The 23,750-nt window shown below is 43.6% G+C and carries 13 protein-coding genes and 1 pseudogene; all 14 read right to left on the reverse strand.

Annotated features, from left to right (window positions below; all coding sequences use genetic code 11):
• Positions 1-107 precede the first annotated feature (107 nt).
• Positions 108-2,273 carry a heavy metal translocating P-type ATPase gene (locus AC3ARB_RS06075; RefSeq protein ID WP_488319703.1) on the reverse strand — a complete coding sequence of 722 codons (2,166 nt, stop codon included), beginning with the start codon at positions 2,271-2,273 and terminating at the stop codon, positions 108-110.
• Positions 2,266-2,631 carry an ArsR/SmtB family transcription factor gene (locus AC3ARB_RS06080; RefSeq protein ID WP_018367270.1) on the reverse strand — a complete coding sequence of 122 codons (366 nt, stop codon included), beginning with the start codon at positions 2,629-2,631 and terminating at the stop codon, positions 2,266-2,268. The genes AC3ARB_RS06075 and AC3ARB_RS06080 overlap by 8 nt, the downstream gene beginning before the upstream one ends.
• Positions 2,632-3,051: 420 nt before the next feature.
• Positions 3,052-3,351, reverse strand: coding sequence for a hypothetical protein (locus tag AC3ARB_RS06085; RefSeq protein WP_488319704.1), 300 nt, complete (start codon positions 3,349-3,351; stop codon positions 3,052-3,054).
• 47 nt (positions 3,352-3,398) lie between these two features.
• A complete protein-coding gene (locus AC3ARB_RS06090; RefSeq protein WP_488319705.1) occupies positions 3,399-3,821 on the reverse strand; it encodes a DUF5945 family protein in 423 nt (140 codons plus the stop codon).
• Positions 3,814-4,065 carry a DUF5965 family protein gene (locus AC3ARB_RS06095; RefSeq protein WP_018367273.1) on the reverse strand — a complete coding sequence of 84 codons (252 nt, stop codon included), beginning with the start codon at positions 4,063-4,065 and terminating at the stop codon, positions 3,814-3,816. Before AC3ARB_RS06095 ends, AC3ARB_RS06090 begins: the two co-directional genes overlap by 8 nt.
• Positions 4,066-4,122: 57 nt before the next feature.
• Entirely contained in the window at positions 4,123-5,226 is a 1,104-nt protein-coding gene (locus AC3ARB_RS06100; RefSeq protein WP_488319706.1) for a DNA primase, read from the reverse strand.
• Positions 5,227-5,270: 44 nt separating this feature from the next.
• Complete coding sequence (locus AC3ARB_RS06105; protein ID WP_488319707.1) at positions 5,271-5,918, reverse strand: hypothetical protein; 648 nt, start codon at positions 5,916-5,918, stop codon at positions 5,271-5,273.
• Positions 5,919-6,026: 108 nt separating this feature from the next.
• The gene (locus AC3ARB_RS06110; RefSeq protein WP_136075780.1) at positions 6,027-6,326 is read right to left on the reverse strand and encodes a DUF5966 family protein; all 300 of its coding nucleotides are present in this window, start codon (positions 6,324-6,326) and stop codon (positions 6,027-6,029) included.
• A gap of 1 nt (position 6,327) precedes the next feature.
• Positions 6,328-6,633 (reverse strand): DUF5962 family protein, encoded by a 306-nt coding sequence (locus tag AC3ARB_RS06115; RefSeq protein ID WP_488319708.1) that lies wholly within the window; start codon positions 6,631-6,633, stop codon positions 6,328-6,330.
• 67 nt (positions 6,634-6,700) lie between these two features.
• Positions 6,701-13,975 carry a DEAD/DEAH box helicase family protein gene (locus AC3ARB_RS06120; protein ID WP_488319709.1) on the reverse strand — a complete coding sequence of 2,425 codons (7,275 nt, stop codon included), beginning with the start codon at positions 13,973-13,975 and terminating at the stop codon, positions 6,701-6,703.
• Positions 13,976-14,552: 577 nt separating this feature from the next.
• A pseudogene (locus tag AC3ARB_RS06125) lies at positions 14,553-14,714 on the reverse strand (calcium-binding protein); the annotation flags it as partial.
• A gap of 1 nt (position 14,715) precedes the next feature.
• Positions 14,716-19,641 carry an SspB-related isopeptide-forming adhesin gene (locus AC3ARB_RS06130; protein WP_488319710.1) on the reverse strand — a complete coding sequence of 1,642 codons (4,926 nt, stop codon included), beginning with the start codon at positions 19,639-19,641 and terminating at the stop codon, positions 14,716-14,718.
• Positions 19,642-19,750: 109 nt separating this feature from the next.
• Positions 19,751-20,746 (reverse strand): Abi family protein, encoded by a 996-nt coding sequence (locus AC3ARB_RS06135; RefSeq protein ID WP_488319711.1) that lies wholly within the window; start codon positions 20,744-20,746, stop codon positions 19,751-19,753.
• Between the two features lie 118 nt (positions 20,747-20,864).
• Complete coding sequence (locus tag AC3ARB_RS06140) at positions 20,865-23,750, reverse strand: phage tail tip lysozyme (RefSeq protein WP_488319712.1); 2,886 nt, start codon at positions 23,748-23,750, stop codon at positions 20,865-20,867.

The following is a 23,750-nucleotide window of genomic DNA, read 5'->3' on the forward strand; positions in this document are numbered from 1 at the left end:
CCTCCTGCTATCTTTTTCTATTATTCTACCTTATTTGATAGTAGATTTAAAACTTTGCAACAGAACCGAAAAGGGCTTTCCAATCTGTCTGGAAAGCCCTTTTCCCTTTATTCTTTCACTTTCATAAGTCGCAAACTATTTAATGCTACCAGAAGGGTTGCGCCCATATCTGAAAGGATGGCAAACCAGAGCGTTAACCAACCTGGGATAACCAATAATAAGGCAAAAAATTTAATAGCAATTGCAAAAGTAATGTTTGCTTTGATTATATTTAGAGCTTTTCGGCTTAATTTTACAGTGAATGGAAGTTTTCTTAAATCGTCTCCCATTAAAGCGACGTCTGCCGTTTCCAGGGCTGTATCTGTACCAGCTCCACCCATTGCGATTCCAACTGTAGAAGCTGCTAACGCAGGTGCATCATTGACACCATCTCCAACCATGGCTACGTTTCCATACTCGGACCTTAATTGTTTAATATAGTCTAATTTGTCCTGAGGCATCAGTTCAGCTTGAATATCTGATACTCCGACATGCTGACCGATTGCATTCGCAGTACCTTTGTTATCACCTGTAAGCATAATTGTTTTTTTGATTCCAAGTTGATGTAACTTTTGAATAATTTCCTTACTTGATTCACGAACCTCATCAGCAACTGCAATAACTCCAAGTATTTCTTTTTCGGTTCCAATAATCATGGCTGTTTTACCTTGATTTTGAAGAGTAGTAACATTTTGCTCTAAGTCTTTATCGAAGCCAGTAGTCAATAATTCCTTAAAGAGTTTCGGGCTACCGATATAATAAGTCATCCCGTTTACAATACCTTTTATACCCTTACCTGTAATAGAAGAGAAATCCTCTACTAGTACGTCAGAATAAGAAATGTTTTCTTCTTCTGCTTTTTTCATGATTGCTGAAGCAAGAGGATGCTGTGAACGATACTCTAATGCAGTAATGATCGCCAATAATTCTTTTTCATTCATTTGATTATTCAACACTTTAAAATCAGTTACAACTGGAACACCTTTTGTTAATGTACCCGTTTTATCGAATGCTATGGCCTTTAAGGCACCCATTTCTTCTAAATACACTCCGCCTTTTACAAGAACACCTTTTTTCGCAGCATTCCCAATTGCCGAAACAATAGAAATCGGAGTCGATATGACCAACGCACATGGACAACCAACAACAAGAACAGCTAATCCTTGATAAATCCATGTTTCCCAACTGCCATCAAAGAATAAAGGAGGGACTATAGCCACTAATGCTGCAATGATCATAATGATCGGTGTGTAATATTTTGCGAATTTATCGACAAATGCCTGCGAAGGAGCGCGTTCTCCTTGTGCTGCCTCAACAAGATGAATAATTTTAGAAATGGTTGTATCTTCAACAAGTTTTGTTATTTTTACTTCAAGTAATCCTTCTTCATTTAAGGTACCTGCAAATACTTCATCATCAACCGTTTTCTCAACAGGGACTGATTCGCCTGTAATAGCTGCTTGATTGACGGCAGAGTAGCCACTTACGACTACACCATCCATGGCAATCTTTTGACCAGGTTTTACAATCATGATATCGCCAACAGCAATATCATCGACATGAATCATGATTTCTTGTCCATTCCGTCTAACGAGTGCCTCTTTGGGCGCGATATCCATTAATGAACGAATCGATTGTCTTGCTCTATCCATAGAGAATCGCTCAAGTGCTTCACTAATTGCAAAAAGAATAACAACAATGGCAACTTCTGCCCATTCTCCAATAATAGCACCACCTATAACAGCTATTGTCATAAGGGTTTTCATGTCAAATTCAAAGCGTAATAAGTTTTGTAATCCAACTTTAAAGAGTGATAACCCTCCGATTAACATGGATGCTAAAAATAATAAGGTAGTAACAATGTTCTCTTCTCCATTCACAAACGAAGAAAGTAAACCGAAGACAATTAATAAGGAAGCATAAAGTAGAGTACTATGCTTTTTATAAAACGGCGCTTTATCTTCTTTCGTATCTTCTTTTACCTCTTGTGAAACTTGGCGAGCAGATTTTTCAGGAGTCACTTTAAGATTTTCGAATGCACCTGCTTTTTCTAGTTCTTCAATTGTTGCATTACCGTAAACAGCAATTTTAGATGCACCAAAATTTACTTTTGCATCCTCAACTCCTGGAAGTCTTTTAACATTTTTTTCAAACTTTCCTGCACAGTTTGCGCATGTAAACCCCTGAACACGGTACACATTTTTTTCAGTCTCTAATGCTTTTGCTTCAGACATTTTTAACAACCTCCTTGTGGTGTGCAAATGCAACCTGTATTAGTTTCATTACATGATCATCATCTAATGAATAGTAGACTAACTTACCTTCTTTTCGATATTTAGCTAATCCAAGATTTTTAAGTAACCTCAAATGATGAGATGTTGTGGCAGTTGTAGCACCAACAATATTCGCTACATCACATACACACAATTCATCTTCTAAAGAGAGAGCATACGCAATCTTAATCCTAGTATCATCCGATAAAGCTTTAAAAACTTTGGCTACTTCCAAAGGATTTTGTTTGAGTAGTTCTTTTTTACCTCTTTTGACTTTTTCCTCATCTATACACGTAACTTCACATGCATCATTTTGCAAATTTTTCACCTCTTATCAATCAAATGTATGTTTGATTATCATTATAAGTTAAAAAAATCAAATAGTCAAGTATATGTTTGAATGTAATTTACATAAAAAGCAATTTTTCTTTAGATTGCAGTCATTAATTTTTTTTTATAGCTGAATTTATTTTCCTTTTTTACATTTGATACACTAGAGGGAATATTGTCAGAATGCAGTTTTAAAACATTTAAAGTTTCGCACTATAAAAAAGCCCGATTTCTCTCTTTGTTAGAGAAAAACGGGCTTTTCTTTTTCGACTCTCCATTAAAATTAGGGGGTCTACTTATAAAACCGATTTCCGATGATTACGGAATCAACTTTTTTCATTTAGCTTGTTAGTCTAAAGGCGAACTGGTTCTGTTGCAAAGTTTTAAATAAAGAATAGTCCCAATCGGACTAACTCTCTTTTTTCTTCCTAAACTGCTCTATTTTTTTCTCCAGCTCATCTGTTTTCAGTTGTGCTCTGGCTTCTTCAATCTGTTCATCAAGACTGGATTCAAGGGGCTGTATCGTCTCTGTTATCAGATTGTCTGTGTTAGCTAAAGACCTCTCCTTACCATCAAAGACCAGTTCAAGTAGCCGCTCAACCTTTACCAACTCTTCCTCAGTCATAGCTGATAGGCTGTGAATCAGAGACTTGAATCGATCACTAGAGGGCTGAGCAGTTGCTTCCTTTCCGAATAGTTTTCTAAACATTTCCTTTGCTCCTTCTCATTGAAAAACAGCCCACAAGGGACTGTTTCCTAGTTAAGACTATCAATGGCCATAAGAATAGCCTTGATGGTTTTGACGGTTGTTTCCTTTTGAGACACCTGTTGCTGAACCTGCTCGAGTTGCTCTTGGTAGTTTTCCAACGCTAACTGATGGCCACTCAATAGCTGGGTAAGGTGGTTCTTGTAAGAGGCTGTAATATCATCTTCTGAATCAGTCTGCGGCGGAGTTTCCTGCTCTCGTTTTACTTGCTCCTGGGCTTTTAGCTCTGGGGCTTGTTTCCCCTTATGGGCCGCAAAGGCTGCCGCGTAATCAATCGGCTCACTGGCCTTCTGCTCTGGAGCTGGCTTGCCAAATAGTGCTGCAATCTTGGCCCGTTCTTCTGCTGGGCTAGTTGTTGGTGTTTCTGTTGCATCTAACTGGCCATCAAAAGCCCATTCTTCGGTCTTAGTCATGGTCTATCCTCATTTCTTCATTCTTTGTCTGACGGGGTCTATCACCTTGGGATAAGGACCCAAATGCCTTATCCAAGGCCTGGTCAAAGCTCAACTGACTGTGAGCTTGTCGAGCCATAAAGCTACTAAACATGGCTTCCTGGAGCTGTTGTTGAAGCTCATCTAAACGATTCTGCTCCTTTATGACCCGTTCAGTCTGTTTAGCCACCTTATCCTCTAAGCGAGCCACCTGGCTCATACTCATAGCATTTCCTCCTTCATCTATTTTTTCTAGCTTATCAAAGCCTTCTTGATTTTTTCATCACAGGTCTAAGCTCATGGCAGAGCGGACAAGTACGGGCCCGTGTGGCAACCCCGCCTTGGCCTGGGCAATCATATCTTCCAGCTCAGGCTCCTTCCCTTGCCTGACCAAAACATCGTTCCAATCCGCCTTGTCCTGACCTGAAATAAGGGGTGGTAAATCAAGTTGGACGGGAAACCCCTGCTCCTTAAAGTTAGCCACAAACTCCCGTCCTGCTTCATCGTTATCAACGGCCAAGGTTATAACATGCTCATGGGTCTGAAAGAATGTCGTGGTATCCTTAACCAGGTCCAACAAATGGGATAAACGGTTATAATCCACATCATTATCTAGGAATTGAAAATCACCTCTTTCTTCAGAAACCAGTCTCAAAATATGATAGGCTACACAGGACTTCTTTAATCCCTCCATACCGACCAGACGAACATCTCGCAGCTCATGCTTGTGACACTCATAATAACTCATGGCATCAATGGCCGATTCGGTGAAAATTAGTCGCTTGGCTTGACCAAGGGTCAAACTGAATCCAATCGAGCCTTGACTGTCCTTCATCATCCTCTTTAAGCGGCCACGGGAATGGCGGCTCCTATCCTCCACAATCCCTTGTAGATTAGCCCCTACGACCCTTCCGTGATGGTCTCTTAGCTTAAACACCACCACAGGCTCGGCTCCCTCTTTAGTGGGCAACAAGGCTTGAGCAAGAAGACCCTGGCGACCAAAGGTATTGATGGTATCATCAGATAAGCCTCTAACCTCTTTCAGATACTGCCTGGCTTCCAAAAATCGATGATCTTCCTGATTGGACAGATAGTAGCGAAATGGCTCTAATCGTCTTGGCTTAACGTCCAACTCTGGAAAATTACCGGCTCTTAGAAAGTGCAGAGCCTCCTTAAAAGACACATCCGCCATCACTTGGACAAACCGAATGACATCACCCTGTAAGTCTCGTGAGAACCACTTGAAGGTGTTGGTGTCCGCAAAAATTTTGAAGGAGTCATGGTCTGCGTGTTCATAAAGTTTTCCCGATAACTGTTTTAAAGGCACACCTAAGGCCCCTGCAACCTCCACGATTGATTTTTTCTTGATTTCTTCTAATCCTGTCATCATCTTCTCCTTTCAAAAAACAGGACATTTCTGTCCTGTTCGTCTTATGGTTTGGTTGTGGAAACAGGCAAATCAGGTACTGCCGATGTTGACTGTGGGCTATTTGCTTTAGCTTGATTCAAGAGGTCATCTAGGGGCGTAGAATAACTCTGAATATGATTGACCAAAAGCTTATCTCCCACCTTTGAATAGCCCAGACGAAGCAAGCGTTTCTCAACTTGATTGGTCATGGCCTGCTCCTTTTTCTCCAGATCTGCCACATAAGTCACAGTATAGGACACTTCTACCAAGACCTCTTGTTGGTTGGAATCTAGGAAAATCTGAGCTTCTGAATAACGGTAGTCCAAAATATAATCCTTATATACCTGGTTCAGAGGCTCATCTTGTCGAGCCAGCTCCTCTCGGTAGGCTGAATCTGTCAGATAGGGCTTTATACGACCATTATTCTCTCCCATTTTCTGTTTGGTGTAATAATGGACTAGAAACTCCTCAACCAGTTCCTGAGACAGTACAGAAGCCCTCTCCTTGTCGTGACGCTCTTTGGCCAATTGTTCTGCTTGCCTGTTAATCTCAACCTGATTGGCTCTAGTGACACTTTGTTTGCCTAAGCTAAAGCCCATGGTCAAAAAGAATCCGACAATAAGAATTGTCCCAATCGCAAACATAATGACCTGTTTGGTCTTATCAATCATCTTGATACCTCTTTTCTGTTATGGTAGACCAAGCATACCATGATGGGATTGGGGATTTTATCACAACAAAAAAAGACACCAGTCAAAACTGGTGCCATCATCAAAAATCTAGGCTAAGCGTTTATTGAAATAAGAACTTGTCCTCTTTACCAAGTAAAACAATAAGGCAAGGTTCACTCCAATAAAAGCTGTTGTGAAACTGAATACCCCATTATCCTGAATATCCTTCAGGAACAAGGCTGTCTCTGTAATTAAAAGATAAAGACCATAAACCTCCACAAAAAGCCCAAAGGAAACAAGGCCGATAATCACTAATCCCGTTGCCACAAGGAAAAGTCGATACAAGACCAGTCCCACCATACCAATAGCGACAAGAAACAAGAGCACTTGTCCAATTTCTTCTAACATACTAGGCCTCCTCTAATTGCCTACGGTAGTAGCTAGCTTGGTCGCCATCAAGTGGCTCCAACCGTTCAATTAACTCTAGGTATTCTGCCCGAACACCACCGTCAAGGTCTGGGAAGGCATTCTCCCGATTGCTCATGATAACCTCTAATTGACCGGTCAACTCACGGACAGAAAAGCTCCGGTCGCCTGTCACAGTTTCGTATTGGATTTTCAGGTCCTGATAAGCCTCAACCTGCTCAGGCGTAGTGAAACCTTCACTCAGGAGGTTATCTAGTTGGGTTCTCATGTGTTCAAATTGTTCTGTCATTGTCCTACTTCCTTTCTCTTATACCTCTAGTTTACCGCGCTCAATCACTTTTGTCAGCTCACTGCTACTAAATTTCTAAAGAAACTTGATCTGCTTTTTCAAGATTAGCCTCTGATTGCCCAAAGTAGGGAGCCATTGCCTCATCAATATCATCAACGTCTATCCCTGCTTCAATGAGGGGAGCCAAAACATCATACTGGGCTTTAACCTCTTGGTAGTGTTGCTCCTTGGGAAAGACCTTGTCTAATTCCTGTCGGGCAACCCTAGCTTTATCAACTAATTGCTGAGCGAGAGCTTGCGTGGTCTCCATATCCTTACGAATATCGTCAATAATGTTGTTAATCCGTTGGATGGTTCCCAGCGGCGAAGACATGGTGAGAGAGACAGAATACTGGTTATCCCCCACGACCCTAACGGTGAGGGTATCTGGTAATGGCTCGCTGAACTTCCTGGTCAAGGCTTTGAGACTAAAACCACGATAGGTTGCGAGGGTCTTTACTTCAGGTGTTTCTGAGCGATTCTGACGAAGCAACTGGTGAAGATACTCCCCTGCTTCTGCCTTATCAGTATAGGTTTGGCTACCAAAACTCATGCTAAAGTCCTGGCCCTTGGTGGTCTCTGACTTGATAATATCCTGCTCATATTGGGTCAGGCGCTTCTCCATCGGAGGCAAGTCCTGCTCAACCTTCCTGATGGTATAGCGATAATTGTCCTTTGTACGGTCAAAAGCTCGTCTCTCGTTCTCTAAGAGCCCCAGCTCATTCTCCAACTCCATCTTGAGTTTGAGGTAGGGATTTCCAGTCGCTAGAGCCTTAAAGTCAGAGGCCGTCATGGTTTGCTCATCAATGTCATCCGCAGATCGAACAGGGTCTTTAGAGGTCATGATTTGGGTAATGTATTTGAGCTTGTTTTCCTGGGTCTGCCACAAGTAATTGTCAAAAGACCCTTTGGTAATGTAGTGATAGATGTCAACGTTCTGGTGTTGATTGCCTTGACGGATTAAACGGCCATTTCGCTGCACAATATCACTTGGTCGCCATGGCACATCCAAATGATGGACAGCTTTCATCTTGGCCTGAACGTTGAGACCTGTTCCTCCTTTTTCCGTTGAGGCCATGAGTACCCTAACCTCACCACTATTAACTTGTCGAGATAGGCTATTGCGTTTATCATCAGTATTAGCGTCATGTACAAAGGCAATCTGACTGGCAGGAATACCACGGTCAATCAAGAGTGATTTGATTTCGTTATAGATGTCAAAGGTTTCTCCATCTTTCTTGGGTGTGCCAATATCAGAGAAAATCATCTGGGTACTTTCTGTCGCCATATTTTCCCGATAAATTCGCTCCACATTATCTACCACCTGAAGAATTTTTTGGTTGTCAGACAACTTATAGTAGGGGTCAATCAACCGCATGTCAATCGCCAGTTTCCTTGCCTCGCCTGTAATTTTGAGCATGTTGTCCTTACTTGGGTCAACCTGACCTGACTTAATTGCATCAGACCGTTCTACCAACTCTTCCAAATAGAGTTTCTGATTCTCGGTCAACTCACTCTCAACGGGAATAATCCGTGCCTCTGGCACAGGCAAATCCAGCATATCTGAGGTTTGAATATCAGCCGTCTCACGGTACATTCTCATCAACTCAGGTAGGTTGACAAACTTCTTAAACCGTTTCTTAGGCTGGTACTTGTCTCCAGTTGGGGCAAGCTCCATAGAGTTCTCAATCAAGCCAAAGGTACCGACCCAAGAATCAAAATGCGAGACCTGGTAACGGTCTAAAACATCCGGTTGAACATAGGACATCATGGTATAAAGCTCACTAATAGAGTTTGACACAGGGGTCCCAGTCGCAAAGATAATGTTTCTGTTGTCATGTTCAGACTGGATATGGCGAACCTTCATCTCCATATCAATGTTCTTCTTGGCGGTGATATTGGTAATGCCAGCCACATTTCCCAATCCCGTCACAGGACGGATATTTTTGAAATGATGGGCTTCATCCACAAAGAGGCAGTCAATCCCCAAATTCTCAAAATCAATAAAGGTATCCTGATCAATCTTTTGGAGTTTTTCAAGTCGTTCCTCTAGGCCTTTAATAGCTCGTTCTGATTCTTTAACCGTGTAGCTGTTCTCACTAGAGCTATAAATCTCTCTAAGTTCATCCAGCTTGTCGATGATAAAAGCCACTTGACTTTCCCTACTCATGGGGATTTTTTCAAATTGGCTGTCTCCGATGACAATAGCATCATAATCACCCGTAATAATCCGTGAGACAAACTGTTTCCTCTTAGCTTTGGCAAAGTCTTTTTTCGTGGTCACAAAGACCTTCTTGGTAGGGAAAAACTTGAGGATTTCCTGGCCAAATTGAGCAGTCAGACTAGATGGCACCACATAGAGAGGTTTGTGAACCATACCTAACTCTTTTAGCTTAAAACCAGCCCCAAGCATGGTCAAGGTCTTTCCGGACCCCACCTCATGGGCTAAAAGTGCCCGTTTCTCCTCCACAATCCGTTGAATGGCATGGCGTTGGTGAGGTCTGAGGTCAATATTCTTGGCCAAACCATCAATGGTTAGGTTAGTCCCATCATAGGTCTTAGAGACGGTGCGATTAAAAAGGTTATTGTAGGCATTCTCTATCCGAACCTGAGCCTCACTTGAGCCTTCCACATATTTCTTGAAAAGGTCCTGTAAGTCGGCTTCTTTTGACCGTAAGAGGGCTGTCTTTTCAACATCGGTCACATACTTTTGTTTCCCATCTTCTACAATAGCCTTAGTAATGGTTGGCTGATTGGAGTTCAGTAAGTTCTCAAAGATTTTCCGACCATTATTATATCTGGAGCCTGAAACACCCAAGGCTTCTTCTTTGGCGGTCACATAAAACTTGAGGAACTGATTTTGAAGATGAAACGACCCATCCACCTGACTTTCGTTAATGACTTCAAACAAGCGATCATCGTCAAATGACAACTCCTTACCTAAAAATGTTTCAAAAGCAAATTGACCATAGACTTCTTGTGGAATCCAACGTGAACCTATTCGATAGGCAATATCAGCCAGACCAATTCTCGGAGGTCGAATAACCTCTAGGAGGTCTTGATAATGCCGCCAATCAGCCCAAGGGTTCTCTTGCTTGGCCAAGAGGTCAACTTGGTCTAGCTTATCAACAATATCCCCGGATAAGAAATCCTGGCGAGAGACATAAAGACGATTTCCCCTGAGAGCCTCATCAGGTGCCAAAAGGATTAACTCGCCCAATTCTTCAATCAGTTCTTCCTCTGACGTATCAGGGTAAAGACTAAGCATAAATGGAAAATCAACACCACGGCCTTCCGCCAAACTGGCATTGAGGGCATCTTGGGCAGTAGTTACCCGTGATAACACTTTCTCTGGTCTAACCAGGGCTTTTTCAAAGGCCAATGACTTTTTATACTTGACCTTTTTATCGACTGGATCAATGTACTCATCTTCTAAACTGGCTAGAAGAGAATACTTATCATCACTATCAAAGAGGTTACGATTGACGCTGGCGTTGAGATAGCCATGCTTTTTAACAAAGCGGTCATAGAGGTGGTTGAGGTCTGCCAAGAGTAAAGCAAACTCCTGCTGGTCATAGTTATAATCTCGTTGCAGGTCAATCATGGCCTGATAGGTGTCTCTAATATCGACCATGCCCTTAATGCGAGCTACTTCCTTCTCAGATAACGGTCCCTCGTAAAAGACTGTTTTCTTATACAATCCCTTATAGCGACCAGTCTTACTTGCTTCAGGAGACAAATAAACATCGATCGCCTCATCATCACTTAAATTCATGGCTAGAAAACTCTCAACCGTCGCTGGAGAGTGTTTAGAATCAAAGGCTTCAAAAGTCCCATCTTGATGAACATAATAGCTAATCTCCTCCGTCAGTGACCCCACACGAATCCCATCACGGTCACGATAATAAATGGTATCACCGACATAGCCAAAGCTATACAAGTCTAAAGTCTCTGCTATGGTTGTTGGGACAGACTGATCAACGACCTTTTCTGCTAAGACCTGGGGATTGATGAAGACATCTGGCTTAATGGTTGGTGCTGAGACCTGTTCAAAAGCCTGCCGAATAGCTGGCAACAACTCCTCAGGGTCTCCTTTAACTGTCAGGGTTCCACCATTGAAATTTCTTACACCATAGGTCCCCAAGACCTGTGAATTATTGCTACCATCAAAATAAGGGTTTAACCAAATACGGTCGTCCTCACTAAAGCGGACAGATCCAGAAAAGGCAAGGTCATCATGATCATAGTCCTTGATTAGGGCCTTTTGAAAAAAGAGTATGTCCGTTGTCACGTTGGTCCCAGCGATAGCCTTAAAAGCAGTATCCGGTAAACGAACACCTCCAAGGAATGTTGTTGTGTCTTTTATATCTTGTAGAACATTATCGACACGTTTATCCATCGTCCCGATTGAGGAAATCACCACCACTTGTCCCCCATCATGGACCACATCAAGTGACTTCTTGATAAAGTAATCGTGGATCATATAAGGCTTGTCATAGCGATTATCCGCTATCCGAAAATTGCCAAAAGGGATATTAGACATGACCAAATCAAAACTATCGGGTTGGAAGGGCACTTCCTCAAACCCTTGGACAAAAATACGGGCATTGGGGTGAAGTTGTTTGGCAATGGCCCCCGTGATGCCATCAAGCTCTACCCCGTAGAGTTCGCTTTTCACTTTGAGATGAGGGGGCATGGCCGCAAAGAAATTACCCGTTCCCATTGACGGGTCCAAGACACGCCCCCCTGAAAAGCCATCGGCCTCAAGTTTTTCCCACATGGCCCTAATAATGGCTGGGTCGGTGTAGTAAGCCGTTAAGGAGCTCTGCTTCATGTCCGAATACTCCTTATCAGAAACCAGTTCTCGGAGCTGGTCTCGCTCAGCGGCGTAGGTTGAATTATACTCATCGAAGAAACTATTGGCTAGACCGCCCCAACCCACATATTTGGCCAAAACCTCTTGTTCTTCAAAACTAGCCTGTCGCCCATGTTTCTCTAACTCTTTTACCAGGGCAATGGCTGCCAGGTTCGCCTCAATCTTTGCCCGCGTTCCTTTGGGATAAAAGGCAGTTAAATCATCTGGAAAGACAAAGTCATCAGCTGGCTCAAGACTAGCTGGCTTTGGCTCTTGGTCAACCACAACAGGCTCGTTTGGAGCAGGATTTTGATTCAAGGACGCTTCTGTGACCTCATCATGCCCTTGGTCTAACACAGGCTCAACTTTCTCCTCAACCTCTTGTTCTGAAAGAGATGCCGTTGAATTGTCATCTAGGAAAGAAAAAAGGTCAAATTCATCAGGATTGCCCGTTTGGGCCACCTTAGCTTCCACACTAATAGGTGAGACATTTTCTGGCCGATAAACCAGCTGGCTCTTTTCCAATGCATCAAGCGATCCGACATAAAATACAGGACTGTGTGGCACATCATCATCGGGTAAAGCAGCTAACTCAACTCTAATCCGCCCCTGGTCTTCCCAAATCCCTGCGACCTCAAACAGGTGATTGCCATAATGAGCTAAACTCCCCAAAGGGTAGATTCTATGCACCTGTTCCTTGAGTTCCGACAGACTATCATCAAGGGTAGTTTCCTGTTCTTTAGCCTGAATAACAGGCTGTGGTTCTTCTGGAAGATAGGGCACGACCCGACCGTCCAAATCGCTCATGGAACTAACATATAAAACAGGATTGAGTTCAAGGTATCCACGAGCATCATTGATAAGCTCCAGTCTAACCTGATTGTCCTCCTTATCGACGGCAATAACCTTGAAAACCGTATCGTTATAGGTGACAAGACTACCAAGTGGGTAAACTGCCTGGGCTTGCTCAAAAAATTCTTGCGACCTCCTTTCAGCCTCAACTGCCCTAATCTGTGAATTCGCTTCTTCCAAAAGAATTTCCGCTTCCTTATCAGGATTAGTTTCTCTTAAAACCTCGTAAGTCTTGAAAATCTCTGAGCTCAATTCATTGCTCATTACCAGCCTAGCTAAAAATAAGAGGTCATCATGGGATAAGTCGCTCTCAATAAAGTCAGACGCTCGCTCAAGTGGCAAACCTTCCGATAAAAGGTCAACAGTCATGGCCAAGCTGGTCATTTTAGCCTGGGGATACTTACCTAAATAAGCCAGTTGCTCCTGTGTCAGGTGAAACCGTCCAGCAGCGTCAAGGAGAATGTCCTTATTCTCATCTGAGAACTCTTCATAGGGCACTCCTGCCTCTGCTACAATCATGGCATTCTGAAGCAACAGCTCTCGACTTAACACAACCATTTCTGCGGTCTCAGAGGCCGTTAATTCCCGTGCCAAGACACCTGGGGATCCATTGGCCTCAAAGTAAGTCAAAATCTTATCTCCCTCATAGACTGGGGTTAATTCCTTCTCTGTATCAAACTCACCCAATCGAAAACGAGGGAGGGTCATCTCCTGCCGTAATTTGTCATAATGGCTAAGAATGGTAAATTGTTGTTCCAATGGAAGGTCATAGTAAGACAACTTATGCTTACTTCGCCCAAATCCTAACTCATATTGGGAAACCAGGTCCGTCCCTGCATAAGCAAAAACATCATCTCCCACCGTTTCAAAGCTAATCGCTAGGTCTTTCTCCTTGAGACGTTTCAACTCAGCTTTTTGCTGATCAAAATGAGCGATAATATCAGCTTTAATGGCTAAATTGAGGTTGCCATAAGCAGGCAAATGCTCTATCAGAAAACTGCTCTTATCTAAGCGAGCAACAACTTCCTGGTAAACCGCCATAATACCAGCCTCATCTTCTTCAAACCTCAATCTTGGCTCAATGACCTGCGGAGGCTCGTAGTAAAGGATAAACTGGTCTAGATCTCTGGCAATTCTTGCGGCCAAGTTATTAGCTACCTTAGAAACATTGATAAGGTTAACCTGGTCAACTTCAGCTAACAAGCTCGCCAAAGACACTCCCTGATAAGTCCCATAAGAATCCAAGAGTTGGAAGCGAACTGCTAGGTTATAGGTAGCCACATCAACGACCCAATCTTTTTCCATTGAACTTAATTGTGGCAGCTTGTTTAGGCCAGCTTGGGCAAATTGTTTGGTATAGGACTGTAAACCATCAAAAGACTGCTCCTCCTGAGATAAAAATGCTAGTATCTCCGCTGAGACATCAAAGGGCTCTCCAAAGAGTTCTACTTGCCCTTCTTTCTCGATAAAGAGTTCTAACAATTCCTGCCAAGTCGTTTCAAAATGGTGGGCTTGAAACCGAAGAAAAGCCTCTTTGATAGCCAAATCCTGTCTCTGGTGATTCCGTAAACGGTCACTAATGTGTTGAGTGTTCATGAATACCTCCTTATTCTAAAAAAGGACTGAGAAAATCTCAGTCCCTATGGTCTTATAGTGCTAATGAAAAATCGGGCTGAGGTGCTTGTTTCGGAACTAAATCAGCCAGATAGGCCTCTAAAAACTGTGCCTTAGAATCCAATCTCTTCTGTCTGATGGCAAGTTGTACCAAATCATCAAAGTAGTCCGTGCTATCCTTTGGCAATTGATTCAAAATCAAATCATCAAGGGTTTCAAGGCTATAATGGTCATAACTCCCTAGATTCCAAGACTGTGGTGAAACAAGCTCCCGAGAGGTTTGGCCATCAAGGACAGCTTGGATAAACTCATTTCCATCTCCAAATCCATAGAGCTTTTCAAACAAGTTAGCCAAATCATCTTTAATAATCTCCTCATGCCGTTCAATCTCTTGTACCAAATGCTCATCAAGAAGGCCAATGTTGTCCTCAGCCCTGTAATAGAAATAATACAAGTCATTCAGAAGGCTTTCGCTGGTGATTTGGTGCTCAACCGCAAACAGAGCCTTAACATAGGTCTCGTAACTCTGCTTCATAAAAGCCTGCAACACTTGCCTCATCTCATCAACCGTGGCTTGGCGTCCTGATAATATTTCCACCAAGTCAGCTTGACCATCACCATCTGAATCAGGGTTCAATGGATTAGTCCCAAGAGCCATTTCTTGAGCATCTGTCAGACCATCCAGGTCACTATCTTGAGTATAAATGGTTTGTCTAGGCATGTTATGCCTCACTTTCTAACTGATTTTTCTTGCGAGAAAGCCCATAAGCTAAGCCAAGCATGAGGCCACCACCAATCAAGCCAAACAAGGAAGAAGCTTCACCAGTTTCGGGCAAACGTGGCCCTGGTACCTGAGGAGTTGGTGGCGTTTGTACTGGTGGGGTAGGAACATCCTGTTTAGGTGGTGTCACACTTGGTGGTTTAACTGGTTCAGGTGTTGTGGTTCGGACGGTATTGGAGCTAATGGCCACACCATTGACCGTATGCACAAAGGTGTTTTCGACCTCACCTGCCGCAATCCGTTTCACCTGAAGGTAAACATCCGCCTGGAAAGTGGATTGGTCTGAAATAGAGGTCAAGAACCCTTGGTCAAAATGAATGGCAACCTGCCCAGACTGGGTATCAACCGTTTGAAGTGTGTGACGTGTCACTTCGGTTCCAGCTTTTAGGATAGTTCCATCTGTCAAGGTCACATCGACTGTCACAAAAGCCTTATAGACCCCATCATACTGGTCATGAGCTTCATCATAGTCATCTGAAAAACTATAATCCGTCAGAGCCGTTGCTCGATCGGCTGGAATAAGGGCACCTGTTAAGCGGTAATTAAAGACTTGGCCCAAAGCAACTTCCTTGCCGTCAAGGCTCTGGTCTTTATTGGTCAAATCAATAACCACATCTTTTTTAGGGTCAAGTTTAGGCACGTTATTGACCACCGTCTCGGTCACATAGGCCAATCCAAAATCCAGTTGATAAGCGGTGTTTGTGTACTCCCCACCCTCTTTATGGAAATCAGCCTTAATGGTCATGGGGTTGGTCACCAAAATGGTCAGACCGTTCTTGACATAGGTCTCATAAAAGCTAGCTGGATCATCTGCCGAAAAGACTTGGATAGCTCCATTTGGCTTAAAACCTTTTGAAGCCATGGCCTCCTGAACAGCTTGTGGGGCTTCGGTAAGAGAGGTATAAGCCTTAACCGTTAGACCTTTGACAAGCTCACCATTACTATCAACCATCTGAATACCATCTAGGTTCAAGTCCAAAGCTTCCTCTGGATAGTCGTCCACCATGTAAAAGCCCTTGGCAATTTGGTCTTTGGTGACTGCCATGCCTTTGTAGGCACTATAATCCATGACAACCTTATAGTAGTTGACCGTTCCTGGAAGGACAGACTTGCCATCAATGGTAACGCCTTTATCATTGGTGTTAGACTTTTTCGGAGTGACAATCGGGATAAAGTTGGAGACTTCCTCCGTCTCATAAGCCTGGCCAAAATCAACCTGGTAAGCCTTGTTGGTATAGGTCTGACCTGAATTGTAAAGACTGGATTTGACCGTCATCGGGTCAATAATGGTCAAGGATTGACCAGTCTTGACATAGGTGTCATAGAAAACTTGGTTATCTTTGGGACGAAAGACTTGGAAAGCACCAGTCGGACGAAGCTGTTTAGCAGACAAGGCCAGTCGCAATGCTTCTGGAGCTTGGTCAAGACTAGAGTAAGTCTCAACCAAGAGGTCTGAAACAACCTTGCCTGAGGTCGTTACCACTTGAACCGCTGCGGTATCAATATCCAGAGCTTCTTCTGGATAATCGTCCACAAAGTAAAACCCTTTGGCGATTGCCTCCTTGGTTGCTTCAATGCCCTTGTACTGGTCCAAATCCCAAGACAGGGTGTAGAAATTGGTTGAACCAACTAACATGGCTTGACCGTTAATATCGACCTTATCTGCGTTCAGATTTTTCTTGACAGGCTCAGGGGTCACCAAGGTATTGGTCACTTCCTTAGTCGCATAACCATTGCCAAAATCAATCTGATAGGCCTTATTGGTATAGGAAACATTCTTACCAGTCAAGTCCGCTCGAACGGTCATCGGACTGGTCACTAGAAGACTTGTACCAGCTTGGACATAATTGTCATAAAAGGCTTGATTATCCTCTGGGACAATGACTTGGAAGGCTCCTTTAGGACTAATCTTGGCATTGGCCAACTGGTCTTGAAGGGACTTTGGAGCTTGTGAAATATCGGTATAGGTGCTTGCAGCAAAGCCTGTCAAAACCTGACCCGTCAAATCCGTCACCACTACTGCCTTGTCATCCGTTGTGAGGGCTTCTTCAGGGAAATCGTCCAACAGGAAGAACCCCTTAGCAATCGTCTCCTGAGAAGACTTATCTCCCTTGTATTGGTCCAAGTCCCAGGTCAAGGTATAGTGATTGACCGTACCAGCTAGAACAACCTTGCCATTGATGATGGCCCCATCACTATTCTTGTTTGCCTTGTCAGGTCGGATCAGCGTGGTTGTCGTCCCATCACCCGGTGTTGATACCGTAACGGGATTTGACGTTACAGTATAGGCTGTAGGTGTCCCTTGGTTGATATGGAGCTTGTAGGTATTGATATAGGTTGCACCATCATTGACCACCGTACCATAGAGTACAGGAGCAGTCAGGTGATAAGATTGAGACAAGTTCTTATTTACCTCAGCCAAGAGGCTATCCTTGGCACTAAGACGGACCACATGTTTGGTCGAATCATATGCCACCTCATAGGAGCTATTATTCGTAGCAGTCAGGCCCTCATCAAGGACATAGCCTCTTGGAAGATTGTCCTCAAAGACCAAACTTGTCGTTGTCACACGATTAGGAGATAAGTCATCAACCACCAAAGGGTAGTTGACTGGTGAACTCTTAGCCACCTGGTGCTTATCAATCGATTGCTTATCACTATTGGTCACTTCCTTATGGATCATTGATGTTGTGCCCAGGCGGTAACCGTGATAAGACACGCTAGGAACAGCTGGTGGTTCTGGCAGTTTTTCATAAACTGGCTTAGTCGGTGGAGTTACCTTAACAAGAGTTAACTTAGGTTGTTCTACTGGTGTCGTTGGTTTAGGGGTAAAGCTAACCTCTGGTTCTGGTGTAAATGTCTTAGGTGTAAAGACATCAGGTGTCACCTTAATCGGATCAGGAAGAGGCTCCAAATTCACCTTAACTGGTGTTTTAGGAGTATAAGGGGTTACTGTTCGAGCTACGGGTAGAGTATTTAGGGCAAACCAATAGGTTTTACCCCCAACTTGGGTTGGCATATCCCCTTGTCCAAAAGTCACTCGGTAGGTATTACCAGAGGTAACAGTAGAGACGATTGCCCCCTTGTAGGCATAGCGGCTGGAAGTGGTGTCCCACTCTTCAGGTGTTCCAATCTCATGGGCTCGATTTGACCCTAAAGACCGTGCCAAGCCCTCATTAGTAACTTGAATAGTAGAACCGTTAATGGTTACGAACTTACCTGACGTGTCCTTAACATACTCCAAACCAATGTTGTTATGGTTGAGAGACGAGTGGGTAAACACCCCTGGTTGGTCCTTAGAAAAGGTCACTCGGCTACCATCAGATAGGGTGTAGGTAGCTGCAACTTCAAATTCCATGCGGTCTGTCCGCCAGTCTCCTGTCCCATCACCACGATAGGCGATAAAGCCTTCTGTTGGGTCATTGGGAACAACCAAGCGAACACTATTAGTCCCCGTTGGTGAGACTAAATTGGTGATGTCATATTGGACACCTGTGATTTTCTTTCCTGCAAAGCTAGCGTTTTGAAGATTTTGATAGGTAAACCGCAAGGTTTCACCCGTCTGGAACTGGTCATAGACAAAGAAGCCTGTTGAATCAAGGATATTGCTATAACCTCCCAACATTGGGTCTCCAGTTGGAATGGTGCTATCTGGTTGACGAGTGACAGCTGAATGCCTTGCCTGGGGTTCACCTGAGTTCAGATTGAGTGCTTGTGCAAGTGCTTCAGAAATATAGCCCTCCTCACCACGTTGAATCTCGGCCAGTTCTCGCTCATAGCGGGCTCGCTCGGCAAGGTTATAGGCTTCAATATCCCGATTTTGTGCAGCAACTTGGTCTTCCTTGGCTTTATTGCGTGCTGTAATGGCTGCAATCTCAGCTTGACGGTCACTTGCTTGCTTTTCTTTATCCCGATTAGAAGCATCTACCGCTGCTTGACCACGACGGTTTTCTTCATCAATAGCTGCCTGCCCTTCTTGGTTTCGCTTAGCGATAGCTGCGTTTTCTGCCTCCGCCTTAGCAAGTCCAGCTGCATTGTCTGCTTCAATTTGCTTATTTTGGGCAAGTTGTTTATCTGCTTCAATTTTTTTAACGATATAACCATCAATAGACGATCGGTTTTGGCGGTCTAGGTCCGTAACAGATGACACATAATCCAGATAAGCCACGGGTGAAGTCCCATCTCCTGATGATACCTTCTTTTCTGTTACCTTAAGGTCCACATCATTAAACCGTTTGTTTAGGTCCGCTTCTTTTTCATCCACCGACTGATTGAGGTCATTTGCTGATTTTTCCGCCCCTGCATGAGCGGATTTCAATGCCTCATTTTCTCCATTGATTCGGTTTGTTTCTTTAAGATGTTCGGCCTTATCCTCACGGTATTGGCTAGTAACATTCTGAATGGTTTCCACCTGTTTGGCCTGGTCAGTTGTGGCAAGCTGGAGAGCTTCAGTCGTAGCCTCTGAACTCGTGGTTGTCCCTAAGTCTAAAGCCACTTCTTCAACAACTGTCACGCCTTCTGCTTGGGCAACTGATACCGCTTGTTCCAGCGAGGATTGGTCAATAGTGACTGGCATAACACCCTGAGCTTGGCCTGTCTCCGCAAGGCTAGACTGATGGCCAGAGGTGTCTTCTGGTTTGGCTTCTGGTAGATTGGTTGCAGGATTATCTGTTAGAACCACTTCTGGTGTTGTGGAAGCGGTCAGTTCATCTGCCTTGACCAAAGGACCACCTAAAGCGATGATTGCGGTCGCTACGGTTCCCAAAGCAACCGAACACAAGGTACGGTACTTCTTACTTTTACGAAAAACGTGTTTCTCACCCTTTTCTTGGGTAACAATTGGCTTGACATGAATTGGTAATGTCATGATAGTCTCCTTTTTTCTTAGAATGGTCTCATCATAACAGGACTAGCTTGACTTTTTTATCACGACAAAAAAGCCCGCAGCATAAAGCTACGGGCTAGAGGTAATTCAATTAGATAAACAAAATATCCTTCCAATTATTTGGAAAACCTATTTTACTTGGTTGAATAACGAGAACATGCTCTTTAAATTTTGAATCAAGAGCACCTAAAAAATTGTTCCACTCCTTTTGAAATGACGGTGAGTGGTGTTGCACCAAATTCTTCATTGCAAGTAAGTAGGCAAATAAATCTTTATTATGGGTTTTTAGTTTCTTAGTCGTTGCATTCTTGTTAATTCTTCTCAAATCATCTGAAAAGAAACTTGGACTTGCGACTGTAAAGTTTTGGCCATAGAGACGTAAATGATGGGCTGTTCTATTTCTAATATGCCATGTAGCAGACACCCAACCAAAAAGTTTACTCTGTATTTCTTGACCGTGTATCTTGGCATTCACAACATCTGAAGAGAGAAATGTTTCAGAAATCCACCACTCTCTATATTCTTGTTTAAGAGAGCTAATAAAACGAGTTGTTTCACCAAAGGTCATTTCTTGAAACAGAACCCAAATTGGAAATTTTCCATTACGGTTCATCAAATGGTGTTTGATAGCAAGACTTTGATTCTCTGATAAATGTTTCTCGATTATAGCAATAAACTCTTGATACAAGGCTTCAGATTCATATATCTCAGGATCAAGGTAACATTCACCTTTCTGAAAGTCACCATCATACTTGTTACATAAAGCCTCGATAAAAGTAGCCTTAATGAATTGTTCCAGCTTTCCTGAAAAATGAAAGAGTGTATTAGATAACCAGGCATTAAAATCATAGAGTGTTACTGCCGCAAAAAATTTCCATGTTTCAATTTCTTTAGGAACCTGCTTCACATAGATAGAAAATGAATAATAGTTATTACAGCGTAAAAACTCTCTCGCAAATTCAAGTTCGTTATCATCCATACCAAGTTTGGTAGTCAGATACGAGACTAAATTATCCAACGAATAAAACTCTTTCATTTCTGCTTGATCATCTTTTGCTAAACGAACACCAGATTCTTTGATTTCCATAACAAACTTTCTATAAAAAAATGACTCCTATTGCTATGAAACAGGGAGCAATGAGGAGTGCTTGTAACTATATTCTAAATTAAACTTGATAAATTGTCAAGTGAAACATAGAAAATTTCTACTTCACCGTATAAGCAAAACTCATGGCTGCGTCCGGTCCACTAATCTTGCGAAAGGTGTAGTTTGGGTTGCCATTAATATTAGTCTCTGAAATGAGGAAACACCCGTCTGGATAAACCTTTTCCACAAAAGAAACATGGCCATACTCGGCAAGTGTGCCGTGACTGCCACCCGCAAAGGAAATAATTGCCCCCGCACGAGGGGTTGAACCTGTTTCTCCACCAAGAGCTGCCGCTGACCTGACCCAATCTTGTCCATTCCCCATGACAGAGGTAATAGAAATTTTCTCACCGTTTCTGCCTTTGAGTTTAAGGCCAAGTTGGTTGATTCGAGCTGCGACACCCCAGGTACATTGACCAAAAGCATAACCCATACCGTCACCACCACCTGGGATTGAGTTCTCATAAAGGTCTCCTTTGACTGCTTCAAGGGCAGCTGGATCACTCTGAGCTGTCCCCCCATTTGGTTGGCTAAAGCCTTTTTCAATCTGATAATGCCACTCTGTTGCACGGGTTTGACGCTCGATTAGTTTATCACCACTATTGCCCTCCCAATAGATGAGGAAGGCTTGAGCCAAACTAGCTGGGCTACCAGATTGGCCAAAGAAGCCTTTTAACCAATTGGTGTAGTAGGGATTATCCCCATGAAGCATAAAGTCTAGCTGGAGCTCTAAATCATACCAGGGTTTTCCTTTTGCCTTGGCATACTCTAACAAGAGGGTATGTCTGCGAGAGCCATCTGCTGTATCCGTCCATTGCCCTAAACCAAGGCCGCGGTGAATAATGTTCGGGTAGCCACCATTGTAAATTGCAGGCCCACCAAGTGATAACCAAGCAGGGTCGTCCCAAGAGGTTTCTGTTGCACCAACTGGTGGGGAAAGATAGTCTCCTTCTGCTCGTTTGGGGTTGATTCCTGATTCAACTGACCAGTTGCCTAAAATCGCTGCGATTGCTTGATTGGTTGCCCCCTTAGCTTTCAGGTAAGTATAAATGGCCTTGGCACGTTCAAATTCATCACCTCCAAATTGACCGATATGAGGTAAAATGGTTGTCTGAAGTTGGACAACTTTTGGAAAATAGAAGGCTGGATTGACCGACACTAAGGACTTCTCATCAGGGTCATATTTTTGATAGGAGACTTTTAGACCTGAACCGTCCTTGGTCTGGCCAATAATATCACCCGCGGATACCTTCTGCCCAGTTGCCAATCTCCCCGTGTGAATGCCATAAAGCCGTAGCTTGACCTGACTGGCTTTATTACCTGTTTCAATTATCACATCAGCACCATCAACTTCAACTGTCCCGTCTAGAGGAGCCGCAATCACTTGCTCACTTGGAGCCTCAAGAATGATAAAGTCCTGTAAAGTAGGTTGACCGTCCAAATGGTAATAGCCATAGCGGTAGGACATGGAAAGACTATCGTCTTCTGATTGGCCCTCAAAAGGGTTGTCTAATTCCTGTAAACTGGCATAAATGCCATCTTCTGATAATTCCTTTAGGTCCTCTTTCTGTTCCTCAGATAATTTGTAGGGAGGATGGTCAATCAGGTCTGACATATCTTTTAGGCTAGAGCCACCATTTAAGTCCTCCCACAAGTTTGAGAGGTAATCCTTAACCGTTAGGCTCGTGCCTGATTCCGTCGGCCCCCGGCCCAAATCATTGATTGGCACCAAACCTCCAACGGGTGAGGATAAGGTATAATCTTGAAACTGGACATTCATATAAGCCATGACTTCATCCACTTTCGTGTAATAGGTAATCCCCTTGTCATTGGTCTTGGTATGCGTGGCATCTTCCCAAGTCATGTGGGTATAGGCCTTGGTCAATTCAAACTCATCCTGTTGGATAAGGCTCTGACTGGCAAACCCTAAAAAGAATGCCATCATCAACAAGAGGAAACCCAGAATGCCTGAAACAAACCAGATCATCGGATTTGACACCACGGTAATGACAGCCTTAGTCAGACTTGAAACAACTGTCTTTACCATCTTAACCCTCGCTTTTAGGCTATGGGCTCGGCGAACAGCCTGTTTTTTGAAGCGACTTATATGGTCTTGGTTCTTCTTGTCTAAGATCCATCCCTTTCCTGCTCTCAGGTTTCTATACCGTTGCCTGGTGTTTCCTAGCCGCCTGATGACAAACCGATGACTAGCCTGACCTGTTTTCATCAGAACCTTACCTGATTGCATCGTCACTTTACCGTATCGCCTGACCTGATAACTGGTGTCAATCAGGTCTTTGGCTCCAGCCAGGTCTTCATCTTGAGCTAGTAGCTGTAGGCTATCTTGAACCAACAAATGCCCCAGGTACTTGGGGAGTTTACTTGGTGCCTTAGAGGCCTTAGCCCGTTTAAGTGTCTGATACTCCTCCCTAGCTTGAAATACTTCTTTTTCTGCTTGTAGCTGGTCTAGGGACTTGTCTTTCTGATAGAAAAATCTGCCAACCTTAGAGCGAGTTTCTCCTTGTGCTGATGTCGTCTTAACATCTTTTTTTCTTTGCTCTGTCACTATTTTGAGGTGCCTGCGAGCCTGTTTGTGCCTTCTCTTTGCTTGAGGGAGACGCTGCTCCCTTAACTCTTTTGAGGTTAGGTCATAGGGGTTAGCCGCTGATAGAACGTCCTCAAACTGATCTTGTGTCTCCCTTTGGTGGTCTGACCACTCTGACTTAGCTTTCTGGATTGCCTCCTGATAAGAGAACTGATGGGGAGTTGCCGCCACCCTTTTGAGCTTTGGGAAATGGCTGAGGAGGACCGCCCGTCTACTGCTTACCTTTTTCAGTTCACGCTTAGCCTCTTGCCGTTTGAGCCGATAGGTCTTACGACCAGCCTTTAGGTTTGTTTTCTTCTCCTTGCGTGCTCGCTTCAATTCTTTCTTGCTCACTACCAC

It is taken from the genome of Streptococcus sp. ZY171113, from assembly GCF_057748235.1.